This window comes from Shinella zoogloeoides, assembly GCF_003574625.1.
Taxonomy (GTDB): Bacteria; Pseudomonadota; Alphaproteobacteria; order Rhizobiales; family Rhizobiaceae; genus Shinella; species Shinella zoogloeoides_A.
In genome coordinates this window covers 335,882-351,041 of the sequence record NZ_QNUJ01000003.1, presented here as the reverse complement: position 1 = coordinate 351,041, position 15,160 = coordinate 335,882, and the positions used below count along the sequence as shown (strand labels likewise).

13 protein-coding genes and 1 pseudogene are annotated in these 15,160 nt (G+C 66.1%); 11 read left to right on the top strand and 3 right to left on the bottom strand.

Annotation, left to right across the window (positions count from 1 at the left end; all coding sequences use genetic code 11):
• On the top strand, nucleotides 1–1,134 hold the full coding sequence (locus DSD28_RS07625) for an alpha-D-ribose 1-methylphosphonate 5-triphosphate diphosphatase (RefSeq protein WP_119255778.1): 1,134 nt from the start codon (nucleotides 1–3) through the stop codon (nucleotides 1,132–1,134).
• Nucleotides 1,131–1,706 (top strand): phosphonate metabolism protein/1,5-bisphosphokinase (PRPP-forming) PhnN, encoded by a 576-nt coding sequence (gene phnN / locus DSD28_RS07620; protein ID WP_119255777.1) that lies wholly within the window; start codon nucleotides 1,131–1,133, stop codon nucleotides 1,704–1,706. Before DSD28_RS07625 ends, phnN begins: the two co-directional genes overlap by 4 nt.
• Nucleotide 1,707: 1 nt before the next feature.
• Here the strand turns inward: phnN and DSD28_RS07615 are convergent, their stop codons facing one another.
• The 3 genes and pseudogenes from DSD28_RS07615 to DSD28_RS26480 all read right to left on the bottom strand — a co-directional run.
• Nucleotides 1,708–3,150, bottom strand: a complete 1,443-nt coding sequence (locus DSD28_RS07615; protein WP_119255776.1) for a cryptochrome/photolyase family protein — start codon at nucleotides 3,148–3,150, stop codon at nucleotides 1,708–1,710.
• A gap of 4 nt (nucleotides 3,151–3,154) precedes the next feature.
• Nucleotides 3,155–3,520 (bottom strand): YbaN family protein, encoded by a 366-nt coding sequence (locus tag DSD28_RS07610; RefSeq protein ID WP_119255945.1) that lies wholly within the window; start codon nucleotides 3,518–3,520, stop codon nucleotides 3,155–3,157.
• A 265-nt stretch (nucleotides 3,521–3,785) separates the two neighbouring features.
• Nucleotides 3,786–3,914, bottom strand: a pseudogene (locus tag DSD28_RS26480) (DUF2934 domain-containing protein); the annotation flags it as partial.
• A 375-nt stretch (nucleotides 3,915–4,289) separates the two neighbouring features.
• Between DSD28_RS26480 and DSD28_RS25810 the strand changes: the two are divergent.
• From DSD28_RS25810 to fba, 9 genes are all read left to right on the top strand, one after another.
• Nucleotides 4,290–4,673, top strand: a complete 384-nt coding sequence (locus DSD28_RS25810) for a hypothetical protein (RefSeq protein ID WP_162911291.1) — start codon at nucleotides 4,290–4,292, stop codon at nucleotides 4,671–4,673.
• A 95-nt stretch (nucleotides 4,674–4,768) separates the two neighbouring features.
• On the top strand, nucleotides 4,769–7,687 hold the full coding sequence (locus tag DSD28_RS07595; RefSeq protein WP_119255773.1) for a monovalent cation/H+ antiporter subunit A: 2,919 nt from the start codon (nucleotides 4,769–4,771) through the stop codon (nucleotides 7,685–7,687).
• Nucleotides 7,687–8,025, top strand: a complete 339-nt coding sequence (locus DSD28_RS07590) for a Na+/H+ antiporter subunit C (protein ID WP_119255772.1) — start codon at nucleotides 7,687–7,689, stop codon at nucleotides 8,023–8,025. Before DSD28_RS07595 ends, DSD28_RS07590 begins: the two co-directional genes overlap by 1 nt.
• Nucleotides 8,022–9,665 carry a monovalent cation/H+ antiporter subunit D gene (locus DSD28_RS07585; protein ID WP_119255771.1) on the top strand — a complete coding sequence of 548 codons (1,644 nt, stop codon included), beginning with the start codon at nucleotides 8,022–8,024 and terminating at the stop codon, nucleotides 9,663–9,665. The genes DSD28_RS07590 and DSD28_RS07585 overlap by 4 nt, the downstream gene beginning before the upstream one ends.
• Before the next feature lies 1 nt (nucleotide 9,666).
• Complete coding sequence (locus DSD28_RS07580; protein ID WP_119255770.1) at nucleotides 9,667–10,143, top strand: Na+/H+ antiporter subunit E; 477 nt, start codon at nucleotides 9,667–9,669, stop codon at nucleotides 10,141–10,143.
• Complete coding sequence (locus DSD28_RS07575; protein WP_119255769.1) at nucleotides 10,140–10,421, top strand: K+/H+ antiporter subunit F; 282 nt, start codon at nucleotides 10,140–10,142, stop codon at nucleotides 10,419–10,421. The genes DSD28_RS07580 and DSD28_RS07575 overlap by 4 nt, the downstream gene beginning before the upstream one ends.
• Nucleotides 10,418–10,816, top strand: coding sequence for a monovalent cation/H(+) antiporter subunit G (gene mnhG / locus DSD28_RS07570; RefSeq protein WP_119255768.1), 399 nt, complete (start codon nucleotides 10,418–10,420; stop codon nucleotides 10,814–10,816). Before DSD28_RS07575 ends, mnhG begins: the two co-directional genes overlap by 4 nt.
• 227 nt (nucleotides 10,817–11,043) lie before the next feature.
• Complete coding sequence (locus DSD28_RS07565; protein ID WP_119255767.1) at nucleotides 11,044–13,800, top strand: DNA translocase FtsK; 2,757 nt, start codon at nucleotides 11,044–11,046, stop codon at nucleotides 13,798–13,800.
• 245 nt (nucleotides 13,801–14,045) lie between these two features.
• On the top strand, nucleotides 14,046–15,089 hold the full coding sequence (gene fba / locus DSD28_RS07560) for a class II fructose-bisphosphate aldolase (RefSeq protein ID WP_119255766.1): 1,044 nt from the start codon (nucleotides 14,046–14,048) through the stop codon (nucleotides 15,087–15,089).
• Nucleotides 15,090–15,160: the final 71 nt, after the last annotated feature.

The window sequence follows — 15,160 nt, the reverse complement described above, 5'->3', positions numbered from 1 at the left end:
ATGACCCGCGAAACCGTTCTTTCCAATGCCCGTATCGTGCTGGAGGACCGGATCCTCGATGGCACGCTGGTGCTGCGGGACGGCCTCGTCGCCGACATTTCCGAAGGTCCCTCCACCGCCGGCGAGGACATGGAAGGCGACTACCTTCTTCCCGGCCTCGTCGAGCTCCATACCGACCATCTCGAAGCCCATTACTCGCCGCGTCCCGGCGTGCGCTGGGAGAAGACGGCCGCGATCCAGTCGCATGATGCCCAGGTCGTCACCTCCGGGATCACCACGGTCTTCGACTGTCTGCGCATGGGCTCGGACGGGGAGAGCGGCTTCGAGAAGGGCGAGATGCGCGCCATGGCCGATGCGATCGCCGGCGCGCAGAACGAGGACCGTCTGCGCGCCGAGCACCTCATCCACCTGCGCTGCGAGGTCTCGACCGACAATGTGCTCGACCATTACGAGGAGTTCGAGGACGACCCGCTCGTGCGCCTCGTCTCGCTGATGGATCACGCACCCGGCCAGCGGCAGTTCCAGACGCTGGACCAGTACATCCTCTACCACAAGAAGAAGCGCGGCCTCACGGACGAGGAATTCGACGCCTTCTGCAAGCGCCAGCAGGACCTTTCCGCCCGCTATGCCAAGCCGCATCGCGACGCCATCGCCGCTTCCTGCGCCGCGCGCGGCATCTCCATCGCCAGCCATGACGATGCGACGCTGGACCATGTAGAGGAGGCCATCGGCTACGGCATCCGCCTTGCCGAATTCCCGACCAGCATCGCGGCGGCGAAAGCCTCGCACGGGGCGGGCATGAGCGTCCTGATGGGCGCGCCCAACGTCGTGCGCGGCAGGTCGCATTCCGGCAATATCGCCGCCCGCGACCTTGCCGGCCTCGGCGTGCTCGACGTTCTCTCCTCGGATTACGTGCCCTTCAGCCTCATGCACGCGCCCTTCATCCTCGCCGATGAGGGCATGGGCCTGCCGAAAGCGATCGCCATGGTCTCGACGACGCCGGCCCGCACCGTCGGCCTCGACGACCGCGGGGCCATCGCGAAAGGCCTTCGCGCCGACATCGTGCGCGTCCGCCGGCCGTCCGGCGTTCCCGTTGTCCGCTCGGTATGGCGCCAGGGCAGGCGAGTGGCATGAGCGTGACGGCTGCAGCCGGCACCATGGTCGTCGTCGTCGGCCCGAGCGGGGCCGGCAAGGACAGCGTCATGGCCTATGCCGCACGCCATTTTGCCGGCGAGACCCGCCTCGGTTTCGTGCGGCGGGCGATCACCCGCCCGGCGGATGCCGGAGGCGAGGCGCATCAGGCCATCGACGCCGACAGTTTCCGCCGCCTCGAGGCCGAGGGCGGCTTCGCGGTCTCGTGGGATGCGCACGGCCTCTCCTACGGCATTCCCGGCGAAACGCATGCGCGGCTTGCAAGCGGCGTGACGCTGGTCGCCAATGGCAGCCGCTCCGCGCTGCCGGCTTTTGCCGATGCCTATCCGCGCCTGAAGGTCGTGCTGATCACGGCGCGGCCGGACGTTCTTGCCGCAAGGCTCGCCGCCCGCGGGCGGGAAAGCGCCGAAGCGGTCGCGAGGCGGCTGGAACGGGTCGCGCCGGAGATCGTGGTGGCGGCCGATACGGTCGTGATCGACAATAGCGGGCCGTTGGCGGCGGCGGGGGAGGCGTTCGTCTCCTTCATCGCGTCGGTGCTCGACGACCGCGATTAGGTCAATCGCTTTTCAGCGCCTTGTAGGCGGCGAGTGCCCGCTGGCGCGCGCTTGCATGGTCGACGATGGGCTTCGGATAGGTCCTTCCGAGTTCCACGCCCGCCTCGGCGAGCGCGCTTTCCGGCGCATCGAAGGGCTTGTGAATCCAGGCGGAGTCCAGTTTCCGCAGCTCCGGCACGAAGGTGCGGACATATGTGCCGTCCGGATCGAATTTCTCGCCCTGCAGGATCGGGTTGAAGATGCGGAAGAAGGGCGAGGCGTCCGCGCCGGAGCCCGCCACCCATTGCCAGTTCGCCGGATTCGATGCGGCATCGGCATCCACCAGCGTGTCGCGGAACCATTTCTCGCCGCGCCGCCAGTCGATCATGAGATGCTTGACGAGGAAGGAGGCGGTGATCATGCGCACGCGGTTGTGCATCCAGCCGTGCCGCCAGAGCTGCCGCATGCCAGCGTCGACGATGGGATAGCCCGTCATGCCCTTCGTCCAGAGATCGAAGTCCCTGTCGCTCCCCTCCCACGGAAAATCGTCGAAGCGATCGTTCCAGTTCCTTTCCGCCAGCGCCGGGAAATGGAAATGCAGGTGGTGGCAGAATTCCCGCCAGACAAGTTCCTTGCGGAAATGGATCACATCATCCCGCGGCGCTCCGAGGCCGCGCGTCGCGTGCCAGATGCGGGCAGGGGAGATCTCGCCCGATGCGAGATGCGGCGATAGCAGGGATGTCGCGTCGATGGCGGGGCGGTCCCGGTCGGTCTTGTAGTCCTCGATCGGGCCGTCGACGAAAGTGTCGAGCCGCTTGCGCGCCGCCTTCTCGCCGGGCGTCCAGACCTCGCCGAAGGCGGCGGCCCAGTCCGGCTTTGCGGGCAGTAGCGCCCAGTCGTCCAGGGCTTCGGATTGCGGGAGCCGCTTCGGAGCGTGGAGCCTTTCCGGTGCGTCGACGGGCTCGTGCGGCTCGCCCTCGCGCTCCAGCGCCTTCCAGAAGGGGGGGTAGACGCGGTACGGCTTCTTCTCGCCCGTCATGAGGCGCGTCGGATCGTGCAGCAACTGGCCCGCAAAGCTCCTGACGGCAAGGCCGCGCGCCTTCAGGGCCGCCTTGATGGGCGTATCCACGGCGATGCCCGCCGGATCGTGCCGGCGGTTCCAGTGGACAGTGTCCGCCCCCGTCTCTTCGATGACGTGGTCGAGCACCGCATGTGCATCGCCGCTGCGAAGGACGAGTGGTGAACCGAGCTCCTCCAGCGTCGCGGCAAGGGAGGCCAGCGCATGGTGAAGCCACCAGGCCTGCGCCGCACCGAGCGGCCCCGTCCCAAGTTCCGCAGGCTCGCGGATATAGAGCGCGATCACGGGACGGCCCGTTTCGGCCGCGGCCGAGAGGGCGGCATTGTCATCGGCGCGCAGGTCCTTGCGGAACCAGACGATGACGGGCGCGTCGTCCTTCCCCGTCATGCCCTCAGCCCTTCTTCGGAAGGGGACGGGTGAGAATGAAGAGCGCGCTTGCCGAGAGGATGAGCCCGACGCTGACCGCGAGCACGGGCGAGGGGTCCGTGCGATACCAGAAGAAGCCGTAGCTTGCGACGATGAGACAGATGGCAATGGCCTTGGCGCGGCCCGCGATCGCGCCCTCCCGCCGCCAGTTCGTCAAAGGCGGGCCGAGCGTGGGGTGGTCGAGCAGCCATTGCTCGAGGCGCGGCGAGGAACGTGAGAAGCACCAGACGGCGACCAGCAGGAAGGGTGTCGTCGGCAACAGCGGCAGGAAGGCGCCGATAATGCCGAGCACCGTCATCAGCAGGCCGGCGGCCATATAGAGCGAGCGCACGGGCACCTCGTGAAAGAACGTTTTGCCGCTCAGATAGAGTGCTTTGCGCCCGGCTCCAAGAGGCCAAGTGCCGCGGCCGGATTCAGATCGGCTTGCTGTTCGCCGCCGTCTTGAGCGCCTTTGCCTTTGCCTGCCTGGCGGAGGCCGGCTTTTCTGCGGTGGAATCTGCCTTCTTTTTCGGCTTGGCGGTCTCGGTTTTCTTTGCCTTCGCCGAGATTTCGATCAGCGGTTTCTTCGCGGTCGCGGTCCTTGCCTCCGGTGCCAGGCGTTCGAATTCCTCGCGCTCGCGCACGGCTTGTGCCCAGTGCTCCCCGTCATGTCCATGCGGCCGGCCGGTCTCTTCCCAGATGGCGTAAGCCCGTTTGCTGATCCATTCCCTTCGCGCATCCGTCATCGCTGATCCCCTTCAAGAGTGAACTGACGCCGCGCCGGCAGGAGCCCGGCACGGTACTCGCCGGGCGGCCGGGATGGTCCGGCAGGCCCGGATATTCGGCGCGCCATGTCTCCGGGCGAAGAGCTCGTGCGGAGCAGGTCTGCCTCATGCGATTCGCAAAAACAGGATGCGCCCAAAGAGGCGTGCCTTCAAGCCGAAGGCCGCGCCGCGGGCCGGCCATTGTGTCGCAGAGAGAAAAATCATCCAACCGACGCAGAAAATCGGCACAATTTTGGAAAAGTTTCACGCTTTCGGGTGGACAGCGTCAATCCCGCCAACGTATTGTCCGGATGAAGGAATCTTCAAGACGGACGGCGATATCGAGAGGCAAGGCGTTTGGCAGCAACAGGGCAACAGCATCGACCATTCAGTCGGGCTTTCCGCCTTCTCTGCACCGCGCTAACCTGTCTTCTGCTGCTGGTGTCCGCCCTTTCGATTCCGCCTGCCGCCAGCGCCGCCTCGATACTGTTTCGCACCGGCACGCTGAAGACTGTGGGCCAGTCATCCGTTCCTGTCGAAAAGGACTGCCGCAAGCGTGCGGTCGCCGGCAAGATCGTGTCGTTCGACGGCGCCGGCCTCGACCACGCCTGCATTCCCGCGGAGACGGCGCACCGGTTTGCCAGCCCTCGTGCGGTGCTAGCCGTGCTTGCGCCGTTCCGGCCGCGCAATGGCGGTCTTGAAGCGCGAGGGGCTCGTGCCCCTCCGACGGAATTCGCCTGACGGCCGCCAGATCGACCCTCGATCGCGCGGTCTTCCCGATGCGGCCGGTCCGCGGCCGAGAGAAGCTCTGACGTTCGAAAGCGATCGATCAAACGATGACAGGTGAAACCATACTGGTCCTGCTGGTCTGCCTTCCCTTCCTGGGAAGCCTTGCCGCGACCATTCTGCTGCGGACGGATTCCCGCGTGCTGGCGGCCCGCATGTCGGGCGCCGTGACCCTTGCGGGCTTCGTCATGACCGCGATGCTCTACCCCGCGGTGCGCAACGGCGGGAAGGTGCGGCTCGACCTCGAATGGCTTCCCCAGCTCGGCCTGAACGTCACCCTGCGCATGGACGGCTTCGCCTGGCTTTTCGCCATGCTCATCACCGGCATCGGCTGTCTGGTCGTGCTCTATGCGCGCTACTACATGTCGGAAGAAGACCCCGTTCCGCGCTTCTTCTCCTTCCTCCTCGCCTTCATGGGCTCGATGCTCGGCATCGTCGTGTCGGGCAATATCATCCTGCTCTCGGTGTTCTGGGAACTGACGAGCATCTTCTCCTTCCTCCTGATCAGCTACTGGCACCACAACGCCGCAGCCCGCGACGGCGCGCGCATGGCGCTGACGATCACCGGCATCGGCGGCTTCTGCCTGCTCGCCGGGCTGCTGGTGCTCGGCCATATCGTCGGGAGCTACGATCTCGACGCGGTGCTGGCGGCGGGCGACAAGATCAAGGCCCACCCGCTCTATCTCACCGCGCTGCTGTTGATCCTGATCGGCGCGCTGACCAAGAGCGCGCAGGTGCCGTTCCATTTCTGGCTGCCAAACGCCATGGCCGCGCCGACGCCTGTCTCGGCCTATCTTCACTCGGCAACCATGGTGAAGGCGGGCGTCTTCCTGCTGGTGCGGCTGTGGCCCGCGCTTTCCGGCACCTATGAATGGTTCATGCTGGTCGGCATCGCCGGCATCAGCACGCTGCTTCTCGGCGCCTATTTCGCGATGTTCCAGCAGGACCTCAAGGGCCTGCTCGCCTATTCGACGATCAGCCATCTCGGCCTCATCACCACGCTGCTCAGCCTCGGCAGCCCGGTCGCGGCGGTCGCTGCGATCTTCCACATGATGAACCACGCCACCTTCAAGGCCTCGCTCTTCATGGCCGCGGGCATCATCGACCACGAGACCGGAACGCGCGACATGCGACGATTGAGCGGCCTCTTCAGATACCTGCCGATCACCGGGACGCTCGCCATGGTGGCGAGCGCGGCGATGGCGGGCGTCCCGCTGCTCAACGGCTTCCTCTCGAAGGAGATGTTCTTCGCCGAGGCGGTGGAGACCCATGCCGATTCTGTGCTCGACCGCATCCTGCCCTATGTCGCCACGCTCGCCGGCGCCTTCTCCGTCGCCTATTCGCTCCGCTTCATCCACACGGTCTTCTTCGGCCCCGCGCCGACGGACCTGCCGAAGCCGAAGCCGCACGAGCCGCCGCACTGGATGCGTTTCCCCATCGAGTTCCTCGTGCTCGCCTGCCTCGTCGTCGGCATCATCCCGAGCCTGTCGATCGGGCCTTTCCTGCATTCCGCGGTGGTGTCCGTCCTCGGCGATCGCACGCCGGAATACAGCCTCGCCATCTGGCACGGCATCAACACGCCGCTCATCATGAGCCTGATCGCGCTGGTCGGCGGCGCGGCGCTCTATGCGGTGCTGAAGGATTATCTCGCCAGATGCGACGACGGCCCGCCGCTCTTCCGGCACCTTGGCGGCCAGCGCATCTTCGAGCGCGTGCTGGTCACGGTCTCGTGGAAGTGGGCACGTTACCTCGAAAGCCATCTGGGCACGCGCAACCTCCAGCCGCAGCTTCGCCTCGTCGCCGCGGCCGGGCTGCTCGCCGGCGTCGTTCCGCTCTACCTGGCGGGCTTTTCGCCCAAAGCCCCGGTCTTCGGCGATGCCGACCCCATCTTCGCGGCGGTCTGGTGCATCGGCGCGTTCTGCGCGCTCGGCGCGGCCTATCAGGCGAAGCATCATCGCCTCGCGGCGCTCGTTCTTCTCGGCGGGGCGGGCATCACCACCTGCATCACCTTCGTGTGGCTTTCGGCGCCCGACCTTGCCATCACCCAGCTCGTCGTGGAGATCGTCACGACGGTCCTCCTGCTGCTCGGCCTGCGCTGGCTGCCCAAGCGCTGGGAAAAGATCGACAATGCCGTCTCGCTCGCCGCGCGCAGCCGCCGCTTCCGCGACTTCGTGCTCGCCATTTCCTGCGGCTTCGGCATGTTCCTCTTCTCCTATGCCATCATGAAACAGCCGGTTCCCGACGCGATCGCCAGCTATTTCCTCGAAAAGGCCTATACGGAAGGCGGCGGACGCAATGTCGTCAACGTCATCCTCGTCGACTTCCGCGGCTTCGACACGATGGGTGAGATCGCGGTGCTGGCCATCGTGGCGCTGACGGTCTTCGCGCTGCTGCGCCGCTTCCGTCCCGCGCCCGACAGCGTGGAAAAGCCCGAGCAGCAGCGCATCCAGGCGGCTTTCGACGCCGAGCGCCCCGAGCGCTCGGCCGGCGACACGGTGCGGGACTACCTTTTGGTGCCTTCGGTGATCATGCAGTGGATGTTCCCGGTCATCATCACCTTCGCGATCTACCTCTTCCTGCGCGGGCATGACCTGCCGGGCGGCGGCTTCGCGGGCGGCGTGACGATGGCCATCGCCTTCCTCCTGCAATATCTCGCCGGCGGCGTGCGCTGGGCAGAGGACCGACTGCGCATCCTGCCGCTGCGCTGGATGGGCTTCGGCCTGGTGATCGCCGCCGCGACCGGGCTCGGCTCCTGGCTCTTCGGCTATCCGTTCCTGACCACCCATTCGCAATACATGGAGGTGCCATTCATCGGCAAGGTGCCGGCCGCCAGCGCCCTGCTGTTCGATCTCGGCGTCTTCTCCCTCGTCGTCGGCGCGACGGTGCTGATCCTCATCGCGCTCGCCCACCAGTCCATACGAACGCATCGGGTCCGCAGTCTCGAAGCCCCCAAGGCGGAGGACGCCTGATGGAACTCATCCTTTCCCTCGGTATCGGCATCATGACGGGCTCTGGCGTCTGGCTCATCCTGCGCCCGCGCACCTATCAGGTCATCATCGGCCTCTCGCTGCTGTCCTATGCGGTCAATCTCTTCATCTTCGGCGTCGGGGGCGTGAAGTCCAATGCGGCGCCGCTGCTGGAAGAAGGCGTGCCGATCTCGACGATGACGGATCCCGTGCCGCATGCGCTCGTTTTGACCGCCATCGTCATCGGCTTCGCCACCACGGCGCTCTTCCTCGTCGTGCTGCTCGCGGCCCGGGGCCTCACCGGCACGGACCATGTCGACGGCAGGGAGCAGCCGAAATGAGCGGCTGGCAGCAACACCTCATCATCGCGCCGATCCTCATCCCGCTCGTCGCGGGCGCGCTCCTGCTCTTCTTCGACGAGCGCGAGCGCGTCGTGAAGGCGATGATCAGCGTCGTCTCGTGCCTTGCGCTCGCCGCCGTCGCCTTCAGCCTCTTCCGGCTTGCGGGCAATGGCAGCGGCGCGGACAGTTTCGAGGGCGTCTATCTCCTCGGCAACTGGCCGGCGCCCTTCGGCATCGTGCTCGTCGCCGACCGGCTTTCCGCCCTGATGCTCGTACTGGCCTCGATCCTGGCGATCCCGACGCTCGTCTATGCGCTTGCGCGCTGGCACACGGCGGGCGCGCATTTCCACTCGCTGTTCCAGTTCCTGCTGATGGGGCTGAACGGTGCGTTCCTGACCGGCGACCTCTTCAACCTCTTCGTCTTCTTCGAGGTCATGCTCGCCGCATCCTACGGCCTCCTGATGCACGGCTCCGGCTCCATGCGCGTCAAGGCGGGCATGCACTATATCGCCGTCAACCTTGCCGCCGCGCTCTGCTTCCTCATCGGCGTCAGCGCGATCTACGGCTCGGCGGGAACGCTCAACATGGCGGACCTTGCCGTGCGCATCGGCGAAATCGAGGGCGAGCGGCGCATGCTGCTGGAGGCGGGGGCCGCCATCCTCGGCGTCGTCTTCCTCATCAAGGCCGGCATGTGGCCGCTGAACTTCTGGCTGCCGGGCGCCTACAGCGCCGCGACGGCCCCGGTCGCCGGCATCTTCGCCATCATGAGCAAGGTCGGCATCTATGTCATCCTGCGCCTGTCGCTGCTCGTCTTCGGGCAGGGGGCGTCCGCCGGGCTCGGCCTCAACGTGCTGCTCTATGGCGGCATGGCGACCATCGCGTTCGGCACCATCGGCGTGCTCGCCTCGCAGGCGCTCGGGCGGCTGGCGAGCTATTCCGTGCTCGTCTCCTCCGGCACGCTGCTGGCGGTGCTCGGCCTCAACAACGGCGTGGTGACGGCCGGCGCGCTGTTCTACATGGTCAGCTCGACGCTGACGATCGGCGCCTTCTTCCTGCTCATCGAGCTCGTCGAGCGCGGCCAGGACGCGGGCGCCTCGGTTCTCGCCGTCACCATGGAAGCCTATGGCGATGCGGACGAGGAGGATCAGGAGGTCGAGGTCGGCGTCACCATGCCGAGGACCATCGCGGTGCTCGGCATCTGCTTTGCCGCCTGCGGCATCCTCCTGTCCGGCCTGCCGCCGCTGTCCGGCTTCGTGGCGAAGTTTGCCATGCTGACCGGCATGATCGGCACCAATGTCGCGGCGGAGGGGCCGATCCCCGCCTCGGTGTGGTGGATCGTCGGCCTGCTGATCCTTTCCGGCCTTGCCGCGCTGATCTCCATGACCCGCGCCGGCATCCGCACCTTCTGGGCATCGATGGAAGGCACCGTGCCGCGCGTGCTCGTCATGGAGATGGCGCCGGTCATGCTGCTGATCGCGTTGACGCTGGCGCTCACCGTCAAGGCCGGCCCCGCCATGAGCTACATGGAGGAGACCGTCCGCAACCTGCAGCAGCCCGCCACCTATATCGACGCCGTGATCAATGCCCGCCGCGCCGGGATTGCCGAACCGGGCGGGCCGGACGGCGGGGGAGGGATCTGACATGCTGCCCTATCCGCTCCTTTCCGCCTCGCTCGTCGTCATGTGGCTGGCCCTCAACGGCTTCACGCTCGGCCACCTCATCCTCGGCTGCATCGTCTCGGTCTTCGCCTCCTGGGGCATGGCGGCGCTGCGTCCGGTCAAGCCGCGCCTGCCGAAATGGTACCTGCTGCCCAAGCTGATCGGCATCGTGCTCTACGACATCGTGCGCTCGAACATCGCCGTCGCCTCGATCCTCGTCAGCGGCAGGAAGCCGCATCACAAGGCCGGCTTCATCACCGTTCCGCTCGAGCTGGAAAATCCGACGGCGCTGGCCGTGCTCGCCGTGGTGGTGACGAGCACGCCGGGCACGGCCTGGCTCGAATACAACTCGCTGAACCGGACGGTGCTGATCCATGTGCTCGACCTCGTCGACGAGGCGGAATGGCAGGCCCTGATCAAGGGCCGCTACGAGGCCTTGCTGCTGGAGATTTTCGCATGAGCCAAACGATCCTCGCCTGGTCCGTCACCTTCGCGCAGATCTGCCTGGCGCTCGCCATGGCACTGGCGGCGCTGCGTATGTCCCGCGGCCCGCGCGCGCAGGACCGCGTGCTGGCGCTCGACACGCTCTATGTCAATTCCATGCTGCTCCTGATGGTATTCGGCATGCGCACCGGCAAGGTCATCTATTTCGAGGCCTCGCTGGTCATCGGCATGCTCGGCTTCGTCGCGACGGTCGCGCTCGCCAAGTTCCTGATGCGCGGGGAGGTGATCGAATGAGCACCATCGAGCATGCGGGCGACCTGCCGGACTGGGCGGCGCTCCTCGTTTCCCTCTTCCTCGTCATCGGCTCGGGGCTGACGCTGATCGGCACCATCGGCTTCCTGCGCCTCAAGACGTTCTACGAGCGTATCCATGCGCCGACCCTCGGCACGAGCTGGGGTACGGGCGGCATCGTCATGGCCTCGATGATCTTCTTCACGGTGCTGGCGACACGCCCCGTCGTGCACGAGATCCTCATCGGCATCTTCGTCACGGTCACGACGCCGGTCACGCTGATGCTGCTCGCCCGCGCGGCGCTCCACCGCGACCGGGCGGAGGGCAATCCGGACGTGCCCCCCGAGGCGCCGGGCGAGCCGGAGGCAGCCGAAGGCCAGCCTGCCGCCGGGGAGTGATCCGAGCCGCGTCCCATATCGTCGTGCAGGCCGGAGAAATTTTTCCGGTCGGCGTAAACGCCCATAGCGACCGGACGCGGGGACTTTCGGCCCTCCGGAGCGATGGCGGAAGGTGCCTCGACGCGGGAATGCAAACAGATTTTGCCGCTCTCCAAAGACATTGTTAACCTTCATTTCCTAACCATCTACGCATCCCCATCGGCAATGATCGTCGAGATTTCAGGTTCATGCGTATTTCCAGAACAAACTTCTATCCCGTCCTCGAGACCGAAGGGGAAAACGACGATGCGTCGTCGCATTATCCATATGAAAACAACGCCGTGACCGAGACGCCTCCGGAAGAGGAAGCGTGGCACGGCGAAAGCGAACCGGTCGCCAACGACGACCACTACCGGCCGCGCTTCCGCTCGCCGGCCCTGCGCAGCTACGATCCCGGCCAATATGCCGACGGGACATGGGAGAGCCACTTCTATCTGGCGCCGAATGTCCGCTTCACGCGCACGCCCGACAAGGCCGCCGCCCGGATCGAGGAGGCGGCCGCCGAGGAGGTCACCAAGGCCGAGCCGATCATCGAAGAGCCTATCCAGCCGGCTCCCACAGAAATGCAAGCAGAGACGTCCCAGGTGCAGCAGTCCCCAGTTCCCCAGTTCCCGGTTTCCCAGTCCCAGAACCCGCAGCCCGAAGCCGCTCCGGTTCCGCAGCCCCAGCCGCAGCTGACGCAGGCCGAGCTCCTGCTGCGCCTGCGCGAAGCGCTGGAAGAACGCCGCCGCCGCTTCGAGGAGCAGCAGGCCCCGGCAACCGCTGCCGCGGCCGATCCCGTTCCGCAGTTCGTGCAGGCTGTCATCGCGGCCCGCCAGAATGCGGTTCCGGCCGATGCCGCCGTCGTCTTCAAGCCCGCCGTGCCGGCACAGGCTACCGCATTCACGTCCGCCCGGCCGGCCGCGAAGGCGAGCGTGCAGGAGGCGATCAGCCGCTTCGCCCATCTTTCCGACCACGCCTTCTGGGAGACCATGGTTCCCGAGGAGAACGTTTCCATTGCCCCGGCGCGTCCGGCGGTGTCCGTCGTGCGCATGACGTTGCCGACGCCGGCACCCGTTGCCACGATGCCGGCCCGCCCGGTCGAAACGCCGCGCGAGGAGCCGGTTTCCGTCGCCTCCCTCTATCGCGTTGTCGATTGCCGGCCGGCCGTGACGCGCCAGGTGGCCGTCGAGGCCGTTGCCGTTCCCGAAATCAAGGCCGAGCCGGTGATTGCCGAAGCCGCGCCGGCTACCGAGACGGTGGAAGCCATTCCGGCCCTCGTCGAGGCAAGGCCGGTCCCGGTGGCCGTTGCGCCCGCCGCCGTCGTCGAACCCGTCCGCGAAACGCCCTCGTCGGTGCTTTCGCGCGCTAGGCCGTTCCAGGTCACCCTCGCGACGCCGACCGCCGATACCTATGAATACCCGCCGCGCGACCTCCTGCAGGAACCGCCGCGCACCGTCGGCTTCGTGCTGACGCAGGAGCAACTCGAACAGAATGCCGGCCTTCTCGAAAGCGTGCTGGAGGACTTCGGCGTGCGCGGCGAGATCATCCATGTCCGCCCCGGCCCGGTCGTCACGCTCTACGAATTCGAACCGGCCCCGGGCGTCAAGTCCTCGCGCGTCATCGGCCTTGCCGACGACATCGCCCGTTCCATGTCGGCGCTCTCGGCCCGTGTCGCCGTGGTGCCCGGCCGCAACGTCATCGGCATCGAATTGCCGAACGCCACGCGCGAGACCGTCTATTTCCGCGAAATGATCGATTCCGCGGACTTCGCCAAGACCGGCTTCAAGCTGCCGATCTGCCTCGGCAAGACCATCGGCGGCGAACCCGTCATCGCCGAGCTTGCGAAGATGCCGCACCTGCTCGTCGCCGGCACCACCGGCTCGGGCAAGTCCGTCGCCATCAACACGATGATCCTCTCGCTGCTCTACCGGTTCCGCCCGGAAGAATGCCGCCTGATCATGGTCGACCCGAAAATGCTGGAACTGTCGATCTATGACGGCATCCCGCACCTCCTGACCCCCGTCGTCACCGATCCCAAGAAGGCCGTCATGGCGCTGAAATGGGCAGTGCGCGAGATGGAGGACCGTTATCGCAAGATGTCGCGCCTCGGCGTGCGCAATATCGACGGCTACAACAACCGCGTCGCCGCCGCCCGCGACAAGGGCGAGACGATCACGATCAGCGTCCAGACCGGCTTCGACAAGGGAACCGGCGAGGCGATCAACGAGGACCAGGAACTCTCCCTTGAGCCGATGCCCTATATCGTCGTCATCGTCGACGAGATGGCCGACCTGATGATGGTCGCCGGCAAGGAGATCGAAGGCGCGATCCAGCGGCTCGCCCAGATGGCGCGCGCCGCCGGCATCCACCTGATCATGGCGACGCAGCGCCCCTCGGTCGACGTCATTACCGGCACGATCAAGGCGAACTTCCCGACGCGCATTTCCTTCCAGGTGACCTCGAAGATCGACAGCCGCACCATCCTCGGCGAACAGGGGGCCGAACAGCTCCTCGGCCAGGGCGACATGCTGCACATGGCCGGCGGCGGGCGCATTTCCCGCGTCCACGGTCCGTTCGTCTCCGACGAGGAGGTCGAGAAGGTCGTGCTGCACCTGAAGGCCCAGGGCCGTCCGGAATACCTGGAGACGGTCACCGCCGACGAAGAGGAAGAAGAGGACGAGAAGCCGGCTGCCGGCGGCGCGGTCTTCGACAAGGGCGACATCGCGGCCGAGGACGGCGACGACCTCTACGAGAAGGCCGTCAAGGTCGTCATGCGCGACCGCAAGTGCTCGACCTCCTACATCCAGCGCCGTCTTGCCGTCGGCTACAACCGTGCCGCGTCCCTCGTCGAGCGCATGGAGAAGGAAGGCCTCGTCGGTCCCGCCAACCATGTCGGCAAGCGCGAGATCGTCACCGGTGAGCGCAACGGCTTCCAGCAGCCGGAAAGCGGCGACGACGAATAACATTCCGCCATGTGGCGATTGCCCGGCTGCCGGGCAATTGTCCTACTTATTTGAAATGGATGGATTTTCCGGGTCCGGTCCGCTCATGCGGGCCGGATTTTTACCGTGTCCACGAGAAATCTTATTCCGCCATCGCATTTAATCGATTTGGCCCATGACGGGGTCCGCGGGGCCTGTTGCATATGGCGGACGATCTGTGAATAGTGCCGCCCGACCGACGAAATCTGCATCCAAGGAGGACAGGAATGGCATTGATCACCATGCGGCAACTGCTCGATCACGCAGCGGAGAACGACTACGCACTGCCCGCATTCAACGTCAACAACCTGGAATATATCCAGGCGGTCATGCGCGCGGCGGATGCCACGGACTCCCCGGTGATCCTGCAGGCGAGCCGCGGTGCGCGCGCCTATGCGGGCGATGCCTTCCTGCGTCACCTTATCCTCGGCGCCGCCGAGGAATATCCGCATATCCCGGTCTGCCTGCATCTCGACCACGGCGACCAGCCGTCGACCTGCATCTCGGCCATCACCAACGGCTTCACCTCCGTCATGATGGACGGCTCGCTGCTCGCCGACGGCAAGACCGTCGCCAGCTACGAATACAATATCGACGTCACGGCGGAAGTCGTGAAGATCGCCCATGCCGCCGGCGTCTCGGTCGAGGGCGAGCTTGGATGTCTCGGCAACCTTGAAACGGGCGCCGGTGACAAGGAGGACGGCCACGGCTTCGAGGGCAAGCTTTCCCGCGAGGAACTGCTGACCGACCCGGACCAGGCGCTCGACTTCGTTTCGAAGACCGGCGTCGACGCGCTCGCCGTCGCCATCGGCACCAGCCACGGCGCCTACAAGTTCACCCGCGCGCCGGACGGCGACATCCTCTCCATCGAGACGATCGCGAAGATCCACGCGAAGCTGCCGAACACGCATCTCGTCATGCACGGCTCGTCCTCGGTTCCGCAGGACCTGCAGGACCTCTTCACCGCCTATGGCGGCGAGATGAAGCAGACCTGGGGCGTTCCCGTCGCCGAAATCCAGAAGGCGATCCCGCTCGGCGTGCGCAAGGTCAATATCGATACGGACCTGCGCCTCGCCATGACCGGCACGATCCGCAAGAACTTCAAGGAAAAGCCCGACAACTTCGACCCGCGCACCTATCTGAAGCCGGCGACCGCCCGCATGACGGACGTCTGCAAGGAGCGCTTCGAAGCCTTCCGCACCGCCGGCAAGGCTTCCAGCATTCGCGTCAAGCGCCTGCCCGACATGGCGAAGTTCTACGCCGTGAAGTAAGCCGCCTTCGGCCTGTCTTTCCACCCTCCCGGTTCCGGCCGGGAGGGTTTTGTTCTTTGCGCGGCAAACCC

Excerpts from the sequence above, each read along its gene's own strand:
- DSD28_RS07575 (WP_119255769.1), top strand. The coding sequence starts at position 10,140 with ATGAGCCAAACGATCCTCGCCTGGTCCGTCACCTTCGCGCAGATCTGC.
- phnN (WP_119255777.1), top strand. The coding sequence starts at position 1,131 with ATGAGCGTGACGGCTGCAGCCGGCACCATGGTCGTCGTCGTCGGCCCG.
- DSD28_RS07580 (WP_119255770.1), top strand. The coding sequence starts at position 9,667 with ATGCTGCCCTATCCGCTCCTTTCCGCCTCGCTCGTCGTCATGTGGCTG.
- DSD28_RS07595 (WP_119255773.1), top strand. The coding sequence starts at position 4,769 with ATGACAGGTGAAACCATACTGGTCCTGCTGGTCTGCCTTCCCTTCCTG.
- mnhG (WP_119255768.1), top strand. The coding sequence starts at position 10,418 with ATGAGCACCATCGAGCATGCGGGCGACCTGCCGGACTGGGCGGCGCTC.
- fba (WP_119255766.1), top strand. The coding sequence starts at position 14,046 with ATGGCATTGATCACCATGCGGCAACTGCTCGATCACGCAGCGGAGAAC.
- DSD28_RS07590 (WP_119255772.1), top strand. The coding sequence starts at position 7,687 with ATGGAACTCATCCTTTCCCTCGGTATCGGCATCATGACGGGCTCTGGC.
- DSD28_RS07625 (WP_119255778.1), top strand. The coding sequence starts at position 1 with ATGACCCGCGAAACCGTTCTTTCCAATGCCCGTATCGTGCTGGAGGAC.
- DSD28_RS07615 (WP_119255776.1), bottom strand. The coding sequence starts at position 3,150 with ATGACGGGGAAGGACGACGCGCCCGTCATCGTCTGGTTCCGCAAGGAC.
- DSD28_RS07585 (WP_119255771.1), top strand. The coding sequence starts at position 8,022 with ATGAGCGGCTGGCAGCAACACCTCATCATCGCGCCGATCCTCATCCCG.
- DSD28_RS07565 (WP_119255767.1), top strand. The coding sequence starts at position 11,044 with ATGCGTATTTCCAGAACAAACTTCTATCCCGTCCTCGAGACCGAAGGG.